Source organism: Enterobacter cloacae complex sp. ECL411 (assembly GCF_021869665.1).
GTDB lineage: Bacteria > Pseudomonadota > Gammaproteobacteria > Enterobacterales > Enterobacteriaceae > Enterobacter > Enterobacter intestinihominis.
Genome location: NZ_CP091486.1, coordinates 2,231,833 through 2,248,275, shown reverse-complemented (window position 1 = coordinate 2,248,275; position 16,443 = coordinate 2,231,833). Strand labels below are relative to the sequence as shown.

Genomic DNA, 16,443 nt, shown 5'->3' with positions numbered 1-16,443 from the left:
TGGTGGCTTAGTTGCTGGCGGTTTTCATCGGCTGGTCAGGCTTTTTGTCATTCCCGGCGATAAACGGGCTCCACGGCTGAGCGCGTACCGGCTGTTCGGTTTGCCAGACGACGTTGAACTGGCCGTTGCCTTCAATTTCACCAATCATGACGGGCTTATGCAGGTGGTGGTTGGTGGCGTCCATGGTCAGCGTAAAGCCGGACGGCGCGTTGAACGACTGGCCCGCCATTGCCGCGCGCACTTTGTCCACGTCGGTTGTTCCCGCTTTTTCAACCGCCTGCGCCCACATATGCAGGCCAACGTAAGTCGCTTCCATCGGATCGTTGGTGACCACGTTATCGGCATTCGGCAGCTTATGGGCTTTCGCGTAGGCTTTGTAAGCCGCGACAAAGGTCTGGTTGGTCGGGTTGTCGACGGATTCAAAGTAATTCCACGCCGCCAGGTTACCCACCAGCGGTTTGGTATCAATGCCGCGCAGTTCTTCCTCGCCCACCGAGAACGCCACCACCGGCACGTCCGTGGCTTTCAGCCCCTGGTTCGCCAGTTCTTTATAGAAAGGCACGTTGGAATCACCGTTGATGGTGGAGACCACTGCCGTTTTGCCGCCCGTGGAGAACTTTTTGATACTGGCGACGATGGTCTGGTAATCGCTATGTCCAAATGGGGTGTAGACCTCTTCAATATCTTTATCTTCAACGCCTTTCGAGTGCAGGAAGGCGCGCAGGATCTTGTTCGTAGTGCGCGGGTAAACGTAGTCCGTACCCAGCAGGAAGAATCGCTTCGCGCTGCCGCCGTCCTCGCTCATCAGGTACTCCACCGCCGGGATCGCCTGCTGGTTAGGCGCCGCGCCGGTATAGAAGACGTTAGGTGACATCTCTTCCCCTTCATACTGCACCGGATAGAACAGCAAACCGTTCAGCTCCTCAAAAACCGGCAGAACCGATTTACGCGATACGGAGGTCCAGCAGCCAAACACCACGGCGACCTTATCCTGGCTCAGAAGCTGGCGGGCCTTTTCGGCAAACAGCGGCCAGTTGGATGCCGGGTCAACCACCACCGGCTCCAGCTTTTTCCCGAGCACGCCGCCTTTAGCATTGATTTCATCGATGGTCATCAGGGCGACATCTTTCAGGGGCGTTTCTGAAATGGCCATCGTGCCGGAGAGAGAGTGCATAATCCCGACTTTAATGGTCTCTGCGGCCTGGACGCCAAAGCTCATTCCCATGGCGATGACGGAGGCGGACAAGGTGAACGCTTTAATAAAGGTACGACGGTGCATATTTTCACTCCTGAAAAGAAAGCTGTGCGAAGACGTCCGTTACCGCCGGACGCAGAAAAAAGTAACGCCAGTTTCAGGAGAGCAAAAACAGTGCCCGGTTGCAGAGACAGGATTTTAAAGGGATCGAAGAGAGGAGTGACGGGAAACGACTCAGAATGGTACAGCGCTGCACTGTAATAATGCAGCGCTGTAAACGGCGTTACCAGACGTCGCTGGCGATTTTCGTCACGAGGCGAACTTTATCCCACTGCTGGGCTTCGCTCAGGCTGTTACCCTCTTCCGTAGAAGCAAATCCGCACTGCGGGCTGAGGCAAATCTGCTCTTTCGCCACGTAGCGCGCAGCCTCTTCCAGACGCGCTTTCACCCCTTCCGGGTTCTCCAGTTCACCGTGTTTGGTGGTGATCAGCCCCAGAACCACCTGCTGTTTACCCGGGCGCACAAAACGCAGTGGCGCGAAGTCCCCGCTACGGTCGTTGTCGTACTCCAGGAAGAACGCGTCGACGTTCACCGTGCCGAACAGCACCTCCGCCACCGGCTCATAGCCGCCCTCGGAAATCCAGGTTGAGCGGAAGTTGCCGCGGCAGACGTGCAGCCCGACGGTCAGATCGTCCGGTTTGCCCTCCAGCGCCTTATTCAGCACCCGGGCATAAGTTCGGGCAAGTTCGTCTGCATCGTCACCGCGCTCGCGGATCTGGCGGCGCTGGTCCTCCGAACAAAGATAGGCCCAGACGGTGTCATCCAGCTGCAGATAGCGGCAGCCTGCATCGTAAAAGGCCCGAATGGCATCGCGCCAGGTGGTCGCCAGATCGTCAAAGTAATCTTTCAGATCCGGGTAGACCGTGGCATCAATATCCTTGCGGCCACCGCGGAAGTGCAGCACGCTCGGGCTCGGAATGGTCATCTTCGGCTGTGCGTTACCGCTGATGCTTTTGAGGTAGCGGAAATCTTCCAGCATAGGATGATCGCCGAAGCCCAGTTTGCCCGTTACGCGCACGCCGTGGGCTTTGGTCTGCACCCCGTTGAACTGAATGCCCTGCTGGGAATCATAACGCTCCACCCCCTGTAGCCCGTCAAAAAAGTCAAAGTGCCACCAGGCGCGGCGGAATTCACCGTCCGTTACCACATGCAGACCGCAGGCGCACTGCTGCTCGACAACATGACGAATGGCCTCGTCCTCAACCGCGCGAAGCTGCCCGGCATCGATTTCACCGCTGGCAAATTGCAGACGGGCCTGTTTAATGGCATCCGGGCGTAAAAAACTGCCGACTACATCGGCGCGGTACGGGGCATGGTGTCGCTGCATGGAAATCTCCTCTGTCTGTCGGCGTTAATTGCCCACAGTGATAATTCATCTCTTGAATCTTTAGACTTCTGGATGTCTAAACGTCCTGAAAAGATGTCATACCGGCTCGCCGCCGACAAACGAGAAAATTTCATCTGTGTTGAAATAAATTCATGTTCACAGAGCGGGTGATGAAGATCCTGCAAACGCGAACCGCTCATCTTCCCAGCCGGTCATGCCCCCGAGCATAATCTTAACCGGCAGACCCAGACGCGCCAGCTTCAGCGCCGCCCTGTCCGCCCCGTTGCAGTGCGGGCCTGCACAATAGACGACAAACAGCGTGCCCTCCGGCCACGCTTTCATCCGCTCTGCGGTGATCTGGCTCCAGGGTAAATGCAGCGCGCCGGGCAGATGCCGCCGGGCAAAATGTTCAGGCTTTCCGACAACGTGCAGCAGAACAAAGTCCTGCTCACCGCCGGATACCGCGTGATGGACATCGGCGCAGTCCGTCTCGACACTCAGACGACGCAGAAAATGTCCCACAGCTTCCTGCGGCTCAGCAGCCGGAAATTCAGTAACATAGCTCATGAATCTTCCTCATTTGTGGTGTTTGTGTTAACACTACTCTATCCCTTAACTCAGCCCATGAATGCGTCCGCCTATGCCAGAAAACAGCAAAAAGATGACAAACTTAAGACATCCCTCGCCGCGAGCGGTCGTGCTGGCATATGACGGTTTATGTACCTTTGAGTTTGGCGTGGCGGTAGAAATCTTTGGTTTGCCGCGCCCGGAGATGGGCGATGACTGGTATCAGTTTGCCGTGGCGAGCGTGGATGATGGCGAACTCCGGGCAACGGGCGGGATCCGTATTCTGGCCGATGGCGATCTGGGTCTGCTGGAGACGGCGGATCTGGTTGTCGTTCCCGGCTGGCGAGGGCTGGACGAACCCGTACCGGAAGCGCTCTGCCAGGCGCTCCGCGCGGCGCATGCCCGCGGCTGCCAGCTACTCTCGATCTGTTCTGGCGTTTTCGTTCTGGCAGCCTCAGGCCTGCTTGACGGGCGGAAGGCAACCACCCACTGGCGCTACACGCAAGCGCTGAAAACACGCTATCCCGCCATTACCGTGGTCGAAGATGTGCTCTACCAGGACGAAGGCGATATTCTCACTTCCGCCGGAAGCGCCGCGGGGATTGATCTGTGCCTGCACGTGGTGCGCCGGAATTATGGTATGGAAGTGGCAAACCGCGTGGCGCGTCGGCTGGTGATCCCGCCCCATCGGGACGGCTCGCAAACCCAGCAGCTTAGCCGACCGGTGGCTCAGTTGCGGGAGAGCCAGCGCCTCGGCCAGTTGTTTGATTATCTTCACCAGCATCTGGCTGTTTCCCATACCGTCGAATCGCTGGCCCTGCGGGTGGGTATGAGTCAGCGCACCTTTCTGCGCCGTTTCCAGGACGCGACCGGAACAACGCCCGCGCGCTGGTTATTGACTGCGCGATTGCAGCGGGCAAAAGATTATCTCGAAAACAGTCGGCTCAGCATCGACAATATTGCGGAACAAACCGGATTTGGACAAAGCGCCACGCTGCGCCACCATTTCCGGCAGCAATTTGCGCTTTCACCCGCGCAATATCGCAAACAATTTTTACAGCCGGTACGATAAACGGGCAAAAAAAAACCGCCATAATCTGGCGGTAAATGCTTGCATGGATAGATTTGTATTTTGGTATCTACGCTCCGGTATTCCATACCGGGATGTGGATCACCTGCAATCTACCACTGTGAGCCTCAACGAAGCATAAACGAATCGATTAACCCGCTTTGGTATTAATTTGCAGATAACGCATCAGCCCCTGCTCTGCACTCTGGCGGGCATCATCATTAATCGCTTCGAGATAAAACGCACGAGAGACCCCATACGGCGCCTGCTCGGATGGGTAAACAGCGAACTGGAAGGTTTTGCCCCTCGCCTTATTGGTACAGCCCAGCTCCCAGCGTTCTTCACTTACCTGGGTGCTATTACATTCGACACGTCCGTAATCGCTGGTTAAATACGATCCGACACGGCTTTTTGCTGACTGAATATATTCTGGTTCTTCATTTGAATAGATGCTGGCCACAGCACCCACCGCAACCACTACGCCCAGAAGTGATAGCACGATTATTTTTTTCATTTATTCGATCCAATCCTTAGCCAGAAAAATCTTATTGTAAATGATTTCCCAATAAATCTAGCTTCTCTTTGCATACCAGAAATGGGAGTTTACAACGGCGATATTGCTTTTAAGAATAGTCTTAAGTGAGTTTTATGGCGACCACAATTTTTGACAGTCTATTTTCTCAAATTTAAAGAATCGAATAATTACTCTATGAAATTATCCCTACGATGACCGTAGCGTATTTTCGGGGGTAAAAGATGTTCAGAAAAGGCTTTTCGCTACTGCTGCTGATTAGTGCACTGTTCTCGGGGCAGATTATGGCGGAGCACAAAGGGCATGAATTTGTGTATGTGAAAAACGCCGACCATCAGCTTCGTCATGAAGCTGACAGCGACGAGTTACGTAGCGCGGCAGAGGAGTCTGCGGAGGGGTTGCGCGAGCACCATTCATGGCAGAAATCGCGCAAACCGGATACCCACTCTGCGGGTTAGCTGCCTTTACGCTTTGGCAGGGTCTTCATCAAATCGTCAGGGCTGACGGAGGCCACAATGCTGCCCGGAGACGGCATTTTGAAGATGTGATTCTTCATCTTGCCGATAACGTGCATTTCACACGGACGGCAGTCAAACTTCAGCGTCAGTACTTCATCGCCATTCACCAGCTGCATCGGCGTCGCTTTCCAGCTTTTAATATTGCCTTTCGCCTGTTTCGGACAAAGGTTAAAGGCAAACCGCAGGCAGTGTTTGGTGATCATCACCGGCACATCGCCCTTCTCTTCATGCGCTTCATACGCGGCGTCAATCAGTTGCACGCCGTGACGATGGTAAAACGCACGCGCTTTGTGGTTGTAAACGTTCGCAAGGAAAGAGAGATGCGTGTCCGGGTAGACCGGCGCAGGCACCGCTTCGGCCTTACGACTGCCGCGCGGATAGTTTGCCAGGCGTGCTTCATCCAGCATCTCAGCCGTTTCACGGCGGAACTGGTTCAGCAGGCTGTTCGGCACGAACAGCGCGTCCGGCAGATTCACCTCAATATTGCGCGCATAATAAATGGTCTGCCCGAGCTTCGCTACGCCATCCTTGAGGTTGCTAAACGCTTTCTCCGCATTGTTCGCCACCTCGAACAGGCCATCGAGCGTATGCGTCACGCTGATGCCGTCTTCGCAGGTCATGGTCAGGATCAGCTGCTCTTCCCAGCCACCCAGCGCGATATCCACCGCAATGCGACGCTCGCTGGAGGTCTTGAGCAAGGCCTGCTGCCAGTTGTGATCCAGGTTACGGTTCAGCGCCGCATTCGGGCGGGCTTTGTAAAGGTCGGCAGGCATTTCGTTCGGCCAGACGCGATAACGATTTTCGCCGGTTTTCTCCACCGTATTGGCGCGAAAACCAACCACTTCACGTTTGATCATCACGTTGAGGCCATCGCCGTTCGCCAGCGGCTCTGTAACCTGAACGTCAAGATGATCCTTCGCCACTTTCAGCACTTCCCCCACCGGCAGACCGATAAACTTCGGTGAATCGAACGCGCCAATATCCCCTTTGCGCGCATTAACGAAATAATCCGTACTGCCGCGGTGGAACGTTTTGTCCGTCGATGGAATAAAGAAATGCTCTGTACGACCGGCGGACGCGCGCGCCAGGTCACCGCGATCGTCGATGATGGCATCCAGCATCTGACGATAATGGGCGGTGATATTTTTCACGTAGCTCATGTCCTTGTAGCGGCCTTCAATTTTGAAGGAGCGTACGCCGGCATCGATCAGCGCGCCGAGGTTTGCCGTCTGATCGTTATCTTTCATCGACAGCAGGTGTTTCTCGAATGCCACCACGCGGCCCTGATCGTCTTTCAGGGTATACGGCAAACGGCAGGCCTGAGAGCAGTCGCCGCGGTTAGCGCTGCGCCCCGTCTGGGCGTGAGAGATATTACACTGCCCGGAATAGGCCACGCAAAGCGCACCGTGGATAAAGAATTCAATGGTCGCGTCGGTGGCCTGGTGGATATCGCGGATCTGGTTCAGGTTCAGCTCACGCGCCAGAACAATCTGCGTAAACCCGACGTCTGAAAGAAACTTCGCCTTCTCAACGGTGCGGATATCGCACTGGGTGCTGGCGTGCAGCTCAATTGGCGGGATATCCAGTTCCAGAACACCCATATCCTGAACGATCAGAGCGTCAACGCCGGTCTGGTAGAGATCGGTAATAAGACGCTGCGCGGGCTCCAGCTCATCATCATGAAGAATGGTGTTCAGGGTCACGAACACCTTCGCCCCGAAACGGTGAGCGAACGGTACCAGTTCGGCAATGTCGCGCAGGCTATTGCTGGCGTTATGACGGGCACCGAAGCCTGGGCCGCCAATGTAGACGGCATCCGCACCGTGAAGAATGGCTTCACGGGCAATGGCGGCGTCGCGGGCCGGGCTTAGCAGTTCAAGATGATGGGGGTGCAGGCGCATACTTCGTCGTTATCCGTTATGGTCAAAATGGCGGCTATTGTAGTCAGAAGTCTGTGCCAGTGAAACCGTTTTGCAACGCTTTAGCGGGGATAATGGATCAGAGAGTGAAAATGCACCGTCCGGGTGCTGCTGTTACGGTACGCGTGCGGTTTATCGCCGGCAAAACGCACGCCGGAATCAGCGTATAGAGTGCGCCAGACACCGTCGATATGCATATCCAGCTCACCGCTTATCACCACCACGTGTTCAATCACCCCGGCTTCGTGCGGCGTGGACTCACTCAGCGCGCCGGGCGACAGGGTGATGGAGAAATGGTCGAACTTAAGCTGTTCATCCCAGGGGAAAAGCGGTTTCACCACCATCGCTTGCTGCTGCGGATCGAACACCGCCTGCGGTTCGCTCTCTGGAGTGATAAACGCCGAAAAAGGTACGTTCAGCCCGGTGGCAATTTTCCACAAGGTTGAGACCGTCGGGCTGGACTCATTGCGTTCGATTTGCCCAAGCATCGCTTTCGACACGCCCGTCTCTTCCGCCAGTTTCGACAGGCTCCAGCCCCGCGCCTGACGCAGCGCTTTCAGTGTGGTTGCCAGATGTTGAGTGATATCCATGGTTCCTCCCGTTGCAGCAAAGCATACCACTTGTACGCTATAGCGCACAGTGATACCTTATCCCGGACGTTATAACGCACAACGGAGTTCACATGCGATCGACTGCCTCTCTCTTTCCTGCCGTGCTGGCTGGTTTTGTTGCCGTTCTGGTGGGCTACGCCAGCTCTGCCGCCATTATCTGGCAGGCGGCTGCGGCGGCGGGCGCCAGTACACAGCAAATCGCCGGATGGATGACCGCGCTGGGGCTCGGGATGGGGATCAGCACGCTTGCATTGTCGTGGTGGTATAAAGCCCCGGTGCTGACCGCCTGGTCGACTCCTGGCGCGGCGCTGCTCGCCACCAGCCTGCAAGGCGTGACGCTGGCGGAAACCATAGGGGTATTTATATTTGCGAATGCGCTGATTCTGCTGTGCGGCGTCACTGGCCTGTTTGCCCGGTTGATGAAACTGATCCCGCACTCGCTTGCCGCCGCTATGCTGGCAGGCGTGCTGTTACAGTTTGGCCTGAAGGCATTCAGCAATCTTGAGGGACACGTGCTTCTTTGCGGCAGTATGCTGGCCGCCTGGCTGGTGGCTAAAGCCGTGGCGCCCCGGTATGCCATTGTCGCCACGCTGCTGGTGGGGGTGTTCGTGGCCTGGGCTGGAGGTGACGTTGTCACGAATAAAATGACGTTATCGGTAATCATGCCGGAATTCATTGCCCCTGCGTTCACCTTCACCAGCCTGATCAGCATCGGCTTACCCTTCTTCCTGGTGACCATGGCGTCGCAGAATGCGCCCGGCTTCGCCACCATGCAGGCATCGGGCTATCCGCTGGCGGTCTCACCGCTGATCGTTGCCACCGGCGGGCTGGCGCTGCTGTTGTCCCCCTTCGGCGTCTATTCCATCTGCATCGCCGCCATCACCGCCGCCATCTGCCAGAGCCCGGACGCCCACCCGGATGCCAGTAAACGCTGGCTGGCAGCGACGGCCGCAGGTGGGTTTTATCTGCTGGCGGGGGTGTTCGGCGGGTCGATTTCGGGGCTGATGGCCGCCCTGCCGCTGAGCGGCATCCAGACGCTGGCCGGGCTGGCCCTGCTCGGCACTATCAGCGGGAGTTTGTATCAGGCACTGAATCATGAAGCAGAGCGCGACGCGGCGATCGTCACCTTCCTGATGACCGCCAGCGGCGTCACGCTCCTGGGAATTGGCTCCGCTTTCTGGGGGCTGGTGCTGGGTGGGATCTGTTACGCTGTCTTCTCACGCCTTCGCCGCGCGTAGCTGTGACGGCGTGATGCCGGTCATGCTGCGAAAACGGTTACTGAAATGGCTGGCGGAGTTAAATCCGCAGGCCAGCGCGATGTCGGTGAGCGGCGTGGTCGTGTGCAGAATCAGCGCTTTGGCCTTCTCCATGCGGCGCTGCATGACGTACTGATGCGGCGCCAGCCCCATCGACTGGCGGAACATCCGCGCAAAGTGATACTCACTGAGTGCGGCCTGGCCCGCCAGTTCCGCCAGCGTTAAGGGTTGCGCCAGATTTTCCTCGATAAAGGCCAGCACGTTGCGCAGCACAAACGGCGATAGCCCGCCGGTGACCACCGGTAACTTCCACTGGACGCTGGAATAGTGCTGGACCAAATGCGTCAGTAATAAGGTCGACGCAGTGCTCAGGGTGAGCTGATTGGCGTTTTGCTGCCAGTCGCAGCCGAGCAAAAACTGGCGATAAAGGGCGGTGATTTTCGGATCGCTGCCGAAGATTTTTTCCTCCAGCGTCAGCGATAGCGGTCGTTTATCCCAGATTTTCTCCCCCACGTCCCGCAGGTGTTCATCGGTGCAGTAGAGGTGCACGAACGACAGGTCATCACGAATATCCCATGTGGATTCGCTCTCTTCCGGCATCAGACAAAAACGGTCCGGCCCGCCGCCATTTTTCCAGCCACCCGGCGTTTTTTGATAGCTTTCATAGCCATCCGCCACGTACAGGCTAAGGGTGTGATGGTTGCTTTTCACGGTGATCGTGTCGTGCTTGTTGTACCACGCCGCCAGTTGAATGCCAGTATTGAGCGCGACGGTTTCCCGCAGCACTGCATTTTTTTGGCGTAACGTTTCAAAGGTGTCGTAAACGAGAGACATGGCCGTAAACAGGTGATTAATCAGACTGTCAGTCTAAGAAGTGTTGCAGCCTGTTACCAGCCATTGTGCGAGAAAAAAGCGCAAGAATTTGCAAGTCCGGCGCAAGGCGATGAAAGCCGGGGCCCCCTTCTTTCGCCACACTGTTGTTTTCCGCGGTATGAGAAGAGAGACACCATGAACGCATTACTCTATGGGCTGGTTGTTGTTATCTGGGGCACGACCTGGATCGCCATTTTTTTACAACAGGGGCCGGTTGCAGCGCCGGTCTCCATTTTCTGGCGCTTCGCCGTGGCCAGCGCCACGATGATGATCGTCCTGGTCGCCCTTCGTCGCCTGCGCAGGCTGGCGCTGCGGGATCATCTCTATTGCATGCTTCAGGGTTGCTGCGTTTTCTGTTTCAACTTCTGGTGCTTTTATACCGCCGCCGCCCATATCAATACCGGCCTTGAGTCGGTGATTTTCTCGATGGCCGTACTGTATAACGCCATCAACAGCTTTATCTTCTTCGGCCAGCGTCCACCCGCGCGCTTCTGGACGGCGGCAGCGCTGGGGCTTATCGGGATCATTACCCTGTTCTGGAACGATCTGCTCGCCAGCGGCTGGAGCGCGTCATTGCTGACGGGCATCGGGCTTTCCGCCCTCGGCACCTACGGCTTCTCGCTGGGGAATATGATCAGCATGCGTCATCAGCGAAACGGGCTGGAAACCATGACCACCAACGCCTGGGCGATGCTGTATGGCACCGTCGTGATGGGCCTTATCGCTCTATTAAGGGGCGAAAGCTTTATGCCGGAATGGACGGTGAGCTATATGGGGGCGCTGCTCTATCTTGCTCTGTTTGGCTCGGTGATTGCCTTCGGCGCCTACTTTACGCTGGTAGGCCGCATTGGTCCCGGTAAGGCCGCGTACAGCACCCTGCTGTTCCCGCTGGTGGCGCTGTCGATTTCAACGGTGTACGAGGGTTACGTGTGGCATATCAACGGGATCGTCGGCCTGCTGTTGATTTTAGGGGGAAATATGGTGATGTTTACGAAACCGGAAACCTGGTTCCGCCGCCTGCTGACGGCATAAAATAACGGCCTGCGTAGATGCAGGCCGTTTTTATTATTTTGCTGTCTGATGGACATCAAACATGGTGGCATCGGTCGCCATATCATCCACAACCTGTTTCAGTGTGGCGAATCCCAACGGCGTGTTCTCGTTGGCAAGCTCTTTACCTTCACCTTTACGAACAACTTTAACTACCGGTTTGTTCGTGGCGGCATCAATCAGCTCACCTTCAAAGAAAAGATGCGTATCCATGGTGCGATGGCCAGTTGCCATCTGCGTACCCGCAACCAGCAGCGCGACGGGCACCACTTCATAGAACTGCAAACCTTCTTTCTCTGAGCTCACACCCGTGATGGCGCCGCGGAAGATCAGGCTATGTTTGCCCGGCTTCGTCACAATTGGCTTACGCTGGCCAATCGCGTTTTTTAATGTGTTATTGGTGTAACTCAACAATTCATCAAGCGTTTATTGCCCAAGCTGTGTGGTTGGCTTTGGTGTCGGATAATAGGTTATCGGGGTCCAGATAATACTGTCGTAGTTCGCCGGATCATAGGAAGGATCGACCCAACGCAAGGTTGGTTTCCCGGTTGCTGATGTCATCTCCTGCAAGTCAGAGTAATCTTTTAAAAAGCCTGAATATTGATCGGGGGCTGCGACTTTTGACGCACAGCCAGAAAGGGCCAACAGGCCAGAAAGCACTGCAACTTTAAAAAAAGTGGAAGTACGCATGATGGAGTTCCGAGTTATCTGCAAGTATGCACTTGAAGTTATAACAAAAAACAGAGGGAAATGTTGTGGCAAAAAATGACGGGGAAGGCACAAATTGTAAAAATAGTGCCCGGACGGGATCCGGGCAGAAAAATATTACTGTTTTATATCTACCTGCCAGAACAGATGTTTGCCGAAGGGATCGATTTCATAGCCCGTGACCTCTTTTCTGACTGGCTCAAAAATGGTCGAGTGGGCAATCATAACCGCCGGCATTTGATCGTGCATCATCTGCTGCGCCTGCTTGTACAGCGCCACGCGTTTTTCGCGATCGGTTATCGATTTTGCTTCGGCAATCAGGTTATCAAACGGCTTATAGCACCATTTGGCCGAGTTCGACCCGCCGTTGGCGGACGTACAGGTAAACAGTGGTCCGAAGAAGTTATCCGGATCGCCCGTCGCCGTTGTCCAGCCCATCAGCGCAGCCTGATGCTCCCCGCCCTTCACGCGCTTCAGGTATTCGCCCCATTCGTAGGTCACGATTTTGGTCTGCACGCCTACTTTCGCCCAGTCCGCCTGGATCATTTCAGCCATACGCTTCGCGTTCGGGTTATACGGCCGCTGCACGGGCATAGCCCACAGATCGATGCTTACGCCGTTGGCAAATCCCGCCTCCTTTAACAGCGTTTTCGCTTTTTCTGGATCGTAATCGTAGTCTTTCAGCTCGCTGTCGGCACTCCAGACGCCAGGCGGCAGCAGGTTTTTCGCCGCCGTGCCGGTGCCGTGGAAGACCGCCTCAATGATGGCCGGTTTGTTAATCGCCATCGCCAGCGCCTGGCGCACTTTTACGTTATCCAGCGGCGGCTTTTGCGTGTTAAATGCCAGGAAACCGGTATTCAGACCGTCCTTGCTCATCAGGTTGATGTCTTTGTTAGCCTTCATACGCGGCAGATCCGCCGGGTTTGGGAACGGCATCACCTGGCACTCATTCTTCTCGACTTTGGCAAAACGCACCGAGGCGTCCGGCGTGATGGTGAACACCAGACGATCCAGCTTCGATTTTCCCTGCCAGTAGTCCGGGAAGGCGGTAAAGAGGATGCGGGAATCCTTCTGATATTGCGCCAGCTTAAACGGCCCGGTGCCAATCGGCTGCATATCGACCTTTTCAGGCGTGCCCGCTTTCAGCATGGCATCGGCATACTCCGCCGACAGGATGGAGGCAAAATACCACGCCAGATCGGCAACAAACGGCGCTTCCGGGTGCGCCAGGGTGAAGCGCACGGTGCGATCGTCAACCTTATCAATGGCGGTAATCAGGTTGCCGAACTCCAGACTTTCGAAGTTGGAATAACTGCCGTTGGAGACGTTATGGTAGGGATGATTCACATCCTTCTGGCGCATAAACGAGAAAATCACGTCATCCGCGTTGAAGTCGCGCGTCGGCGTGAACAGTTTATTACTGTGGAATTTCACCCCTTTGCGCAGGTGGAAGGTGTAGACCTTACCATCCTCGCTCACCTCCCAGCTTTCCGCCAGGCTCGGCACCAGTTCGGTAGTGCCCGGTTTGAAATCGACCAGACGGTTATAAACCGGTACGGCGCTGGCGTCCACGCTGGTCCCCGACGTATAGAGCTGAGGATTGAAGTTTTCCGGCGATCCTTCGGAGCAATACACCAGCGTTTTTGCCGCGACGGTGGAACTGACCGTCAGCGCAGCAAGCGCCAGCGTTATCATTGTGAATGTGCTTTTCATCATTTATTCCTGTCTTTTTAATTCGACGGCTAATTACTTCTTTTGCCATTTCATAAATAACATTAAAGTGATGGCGCAAACACATGAAAAATAAATACAGAAGGAAACACTATGGGCTCAGAACTCTCCAGACAATTAACCCAACGCTTTTTCCGCTATCTCGCCATCACCAGCCAGAGCGACCCGAAAGTCAAAACCCTGCCCTCCACCCCGGGCCAGCACGACATGGCGCGGGAGCTGGCGAAGGAGCTGGAAACGCTGGGGTTAGACGATATTGTGATTGATGAGTTCGCCACCGTTACCGCCGTAAAAAAAGGCAATATTCCCGGCGCGCCGCGGATTGGTTTTATTACCCATATCGATACCGTTGACGTCGGTTTATCCCCGGATATTCATCCACAAATATTAACCTTTACGGGAGATGATCTCTGCCTGAATAAAGAAAAAGATATTTGGTTGCGCGTAAATGAGCACCCGGAAATTCTGGCTTATCCTGATGAGGAGATTATTTTCAGCGACGGAACCAGCGTATTAGGCGCAGATAATAAAGCGGCCGTCACCGTGGTCATGACGGTGCTGGAAAACCTCACCGCTGAACATAAGCATGGCGATATTGTGGTGGCGTTTGTGCCCGATGAAGAGATTGGTCTCTGTGGCGCGAAAGCGCTGGATTTGAAGCGCTTCGACGTCGATTTTGCCTGGACCATCGACTGCTGCGAGCTGGGGGAAATTGTTTACGAGAACTTTAACGCGGCGGCGGCTGAAATTCGCTTTACCGGCGTCACGGCGCACCCGATGTCCGCCAAAGGGGTGCTGGTCAACCCGCTGCTGATGGCAACGGATTTCATCTGCCATTTCGATCGCCAGCAAACCCCGGAATGCACCGAGGGGCGCGAAGGTTATATCTGGTTTAACGGCATCCAGGCCGGGCAAAACGAAGCGGTGCTGAAAGCCAACATTCGTGATTTTGACAAAGAGGGTTTTGCCGCCCGCAAGCAGCAAATTGCCGATGTGGCAGCGCGGATTGCTGCGCAGCATCCCACGGCAAACGTGGAGTATCGCATTGAAGATACCTACAGCAATATCAGCAATGCGATTGGCGAAGACCGCCGCGCGATCGACCTGATGTTCGAGGCGATGGAATCGCTCGGTATCACCCCAAAACCGATCCCCATGCGCGGTGGCACGGACGGGGCGGCCCTGTCAGCCAAAGGCTTGCTCACCCCGAACTTCTTCACCGGCGCCCATAACTTCCACTCAAAGTTTGAGTTTTTACCGCTGTCGTCGTTCGAGGCCTCCTGTCGCACGGCCCTGCAACTCTGTCTGCTGGCCGCGCGTTAAGCGGGCTTGCGTGCGAACATGGTGGCGAAGCGCAGCTTGATTCGGTTCCCGTAGGCATCGGTACGGTGGAGTTCCCCCACCTCTTCGTTGTACTTGATCAGCTCCCAGCCTTCGTAGTAGTGGCTCAGTTCACCGGTCTTGAAGGCAAACGGGAAACCGACGGTACACGGATAGTCCTCCGTATCCATGGCGGCAACGATCAGGTTATAGCCGCCTGGTATAGTGCAACGCTGCATATTGGCGATAAGACCAGGGATGGTTTTCGCTTCGAGAAACATCAACACGACGGTGGAAAGAATAAAGTCGTATTCGCCGTCAAAAGTCAGGTTGTTCAGGTCCTTTATCGCCGTTTGCAGATTCGCGATCCCTTCCGCCGCCTTAATGCGCTCGATGTTATCGATGCTCATCGGGTTTTTGTCCCACGCCGTCACGTCATAGCCGTTGGCAGCGAGGTAGAGGCTGTTACGGCCATTTCCGCAACCGAGATCGAGCGTTTTTCCCGGCTTAACAATGTCCGCGCTGAGCAGGACCTCTGAGTGCGTGCGGGTCAGCCCATATTTCTCAGTAAAGTAGTTTTCATCGACAGTCATTATTTTTCCTCAGATTGCATTAGCAGTGCCTTATCAGCGCGCACCAGAAGTTTGCCCTGCATCAGCAAGATAAAAGTACGGACCAGCAGCATCGCGATGATGATGTTGGTGAAAATAAACAGGGGAACCGCGAGGGCATGAAAGAACCCTGACGGACTGCTCTGCCCCAGATGTAAACCGGTGGTCGCCAGCGCCGACACCCCGAACGAGAAGCTCCAGAACGACACGTTGAACGGCTGCGACAGATACCACGGCATCAGACGCAGCATAAACAGGAGTTGCAACAGACCATAGCCGAAAAGCATTTTGGCGAAGGTGTCCGCTTCGCCGCCGTTGACGCTAAACCAGGCGCTACAGGCCACCAGGGCAGGCGCAAGCTGGATCCCGAGCGAAGTACGAAGCGCCGCGGGCATTTCGCCCGCGCTGCGCAGGCGTTGCAGAATGACCGGCTCGAGGCTCAGCCAGGAAAAGACCCCGGCACCAAGGAACACCAGCCCCGCATCGTGGAAACCCAGCGCACCGCAGGCCATGGCGCTGATAAAATTGTTCGCCACCGTCGGCAGATACAGTCCCGGCGTCGTGGCCTCTTCCGGATGCTTACCGCGCCACAGCCCGGCGCTTTGCCAGGCGGCATACGCAAGCTGGATCACCACGCCTACGCTAAACAGCACCAGCGACACCGGTCGGCACCACGGCACAAAGCCAATGGCCACCAGTAGCGTTGTGGCAGGAAACAGGCTGACAAAACTGCTCATTACCGGATGCCGCATCTCGGCCAGTACGCTATATGGAAACCATACCGCACGGGTAAGAAACGCCACGCTCAGCAGGAACCAGATCGCCACCGCCAGCGCCACCAGGATCTCGCCCGGCCAGCGCGTCACCGGCCAGATAGTACCGGCATAACGCCAGGCGAACCCCATACCTATGGTACCCAGAACCATACCGAAATACCCGGCGGGCAAGTTAAGAACGCGTTGGTCTTGGTTATGCATTTTTTTTAAACTTTAAAATGTATTTTAAATGCCATTTTAAGGGGTTTACCGTGCAGACGCCAGCACTTCGAAACGCCAAAAGTTTGCTACGTTTAGTGAATGGCTTTTCAGGGAAAACA

General features: G+C 55.6%; 15 protein-coding genes and 1 pseudogene. 5 read left to right on the top strand and 11 right to left on the bottom strand.

What is annotated here, in order from left to right:
- Positions 1 to 7: 7 nt before the first annotated feature.
- The 3 genes from urtA to L3069_RS10720 all read right to left on the bottom strand — a co-directional run bounded on the left by urtA (position 8) and on the right by L3069_RS10720 (position 3,149).
- Positions 8 to 1,279: an urea ABC transporter substrate-binding protein gene (gene urtA, locus L3069_RS10730; RefSeq protein ID WP_038416047.1), complete on the bottom strand. Its 1,272-nt coding sequence runs from the start codon at positions 1,277 to 1,279 to the stop codon at positions 8 to 10.
- Positions 1,280 to 1,478: 199 nt separating this feature from the next.
- Complete coding sequence (locus L3069_RS10725; RefSeq protein ID WP_023306183.1) at positions 1,479 to 2,582, bottom strand: cobalamin-independent methionine synthase II family protein; 1,104 nt, start codon at positions 2,580 to 2,582, stop codon at positions 1,479 to 1,481.
- Between the two features lie 156 nt (positions 2,583 to 2,738).
- Complete coding sequence (locus L3069_RS10720) at positions 2,739 to 3,149, bottom strand: rhodanese-like domain-containing protein (protein WP_023306182.1); 411 nt, start codon at positions 3,147 to 3,149, stop codon at positions 2,739 to 2,741.
- Between the two features lie 73 nt (positions 3,150 to 3,222).
- Between L3069_RS10720 and ftrA the strand changes: the two genes are divergently transcribed.
- Complete coding sequence (gene ftrA, locus L3069_RS10715) at positions 3,223 to 4,221, top strand: transcriptional regulator FtrA (protein ID WP_032624271.1); 999 nt, start codon at positions 3,223 to 3,225, stop codon at positions 4,219 to 4,221.
- A 148-nt stretch (positions 4,222 to 4,369) separates the two neighbouring features.
- Here ftrA and L3069_RS10710 read toward each other — a convergent pair whose 3' ends face one another.
- Positions 4,370 to 4,732 (bottom strand): hypothetical protein, encoded by a 363-nt coding sequence (locus tag L3069_RS10710; RefSeq protein WP_038416046.1) that lies wholly within the window; start codon positions 4,730 to 4,732, stop codon positions 4,370 to 4,372.
- Between the two features lie 242 nt (positions 4,733 to 4,974).
- On the opposite strand from L3069_RS10710, the gene L3069_RS10705 reads away from it, so the two are divergent.
- Positions 4,975 to 5,208: a DUF2554 family protein gene (locus L3069_RS10705; protein ID WP_038416045.1), complete on the top strand. Its 234-nt coding sequence runs from the start codon at positions 4,975 to 4,977 to the stop codon at positions 5,206 to 5,208.
- Here the strand turns inward: L3069_RS10705 and L3069_RS10700 are convergent.
- Together L3069_RS10700 and L3069_RS10695 are read right to left on the bottom strand one after the other, a co-directional pair.
- Positions 5,205 to 7,169: a U32 family peptidase gene (locus L3069_RS10700; RefSeq protein ID WP_063135882.1), complete on the bottom strand. Its 1,965-nt coding sequence runs from the start codon at positions 7,167 to 7,169 to the stop codon at positions 5,205 to 5,207. The genes L3069_RS10705 and L3069_RS10700 overlap by 4 nt on opposite strands.
- Before the next feature lie 80 nt (positions 7,170 to 7,249).
- On the bottom strand, positions 7,250 to 7,777 hold the full coding sequence (locus tag L3069_RS10695) for a helix-turn-helix domain-containing protein (protein ID WP_032624275.1): 528 nt from the start codon (positions 7,775 to 7,777) through the stop codon (positions 7,250 to 7,252).
- A 92-nt stretch (positions 7,778 to 7,869) separates the two neighbouring features.
- Here L3069_RS10695 and L3069_RS10690 point away from each other — a divergent pair, with 92 nt between their 5' ends.
- Positions 7,870 to 9,036, top strand: coding sequence for a benzoate/H(+) symporter BenE family transporter (locus L3069_RS10690; RefSeq protein WP_038416043.1), 1,167 nt, complete (start codon positions 7,870 to 7,872; stop codon positions 9,034 to 9,036).
- Here L3069_RS10690 and L3069_RS10685 read toward each other — a convergent pair.
- Positions 9,016 to 9,888, bottom strand: coding sequence for a helix-turn-helix domain-containing protein (locus L3069_RS10685; RefSeq protein ID WP_038416042.1), 873 nt, complete (start codon positions 9,886 to 9,888; stop codon positions 9,016 to 9,018). The two genes, L3069_RS10690 and L3069_RS10685, sit on opposite strands and share 21 nt — an antisense overlap.
- 174 nt (positions 9,889 to 10,062) lie before the next feature.
- Here L3069_RS10685 and L3069_RS10680 point away from each other — a divergent pair, with 174 nt between their 5' ends.
- Positions 10,063 to 10,959, top strand: a complete 897-nt coding sequence (locus tag L3069_RS10680) for a DMT family transporter (RefSeq protein WP_038416041.1) — start codon at positions 10,063 to 10,065, stop codon at positions 10,957 to 10,959.
- Between the two features lie 33 nt (positions 10,960 to 10,992).
- Here the strand turns inward: L3069_RS10680 and L3069_RS10675 are convergent.
- Both L3069_RS10675 and L3069_RS10670 read right to left on the bottom strand, forming a co-directional pair.
- Positions 10,993 to 11,667, bottom strand: a pseudogene (locus L3069_RS10675) (DUF3313 domain-containing protein).
- Between the two features lie 135 nt (positions 11,668 to 11,802).
- On the bottom strand, positions 11,803 to 13,398 hold the full coding sequence (locus L3069_RS10670; RefSeq protein ID WP_038416040.1) for an ABC transporter substrate-binding protein: 1,596 nt from the start codon (positions 13,396 to 13,398) through the stop codon (positions 11,803 to 11,805).
- Between the two features lie 111 nt (positions 13,399 to 13,509).
- On the opposite strand from L3069_RS10670, the gene pepT reads away from it, so the two are divergent.
- Positions 13,510 to 14,739, top strand: a complete 1,230-nt coding sequence (pepT, locus tag L3069_RS10665) for a peptidase T (RefSeq protein WP_038416038.1) — start codon at positions 13,510 to 13,512, stop codon at positions 14,737 to 14,739.
- Here the strand turns inward: pepT and tehB are convergent.
- Both tehB and tehA read right to left on the bottom strand, forming a co-directional pair.
- Positions 14,736 to 15,329, bottom strand: coding sequence for a tellurite resistance methyltransferase TehB (gene tehB / locus L3069_RS10660; RefSeq protein ID WP_038416037.1), 594 nt, complete (start codon positions 15,327 to 15,329; stop codon positions 14,736 to 14,738). The two genes, pepT and tehB, sit on opposite strands and share 4 nt — an antisense overlap.
- Positions 15,329 to 16,324, bottom strand: a complete 996-nt coding sequence (gene tehA, locus L3069_RS10655) for a dicarboxylate transporter/tellurite-resistance protein TehA (protein ID WP_038416036.1) — start codon at positions 16,322 to 16,324, stop codon at positions 15,329 to 15,331. Before tehA ends, tehB begins: the two co-directional genes overlap by 1 nt.
- Positions 16,325 to 16,443: the final 119 nt, after the last annotated feature.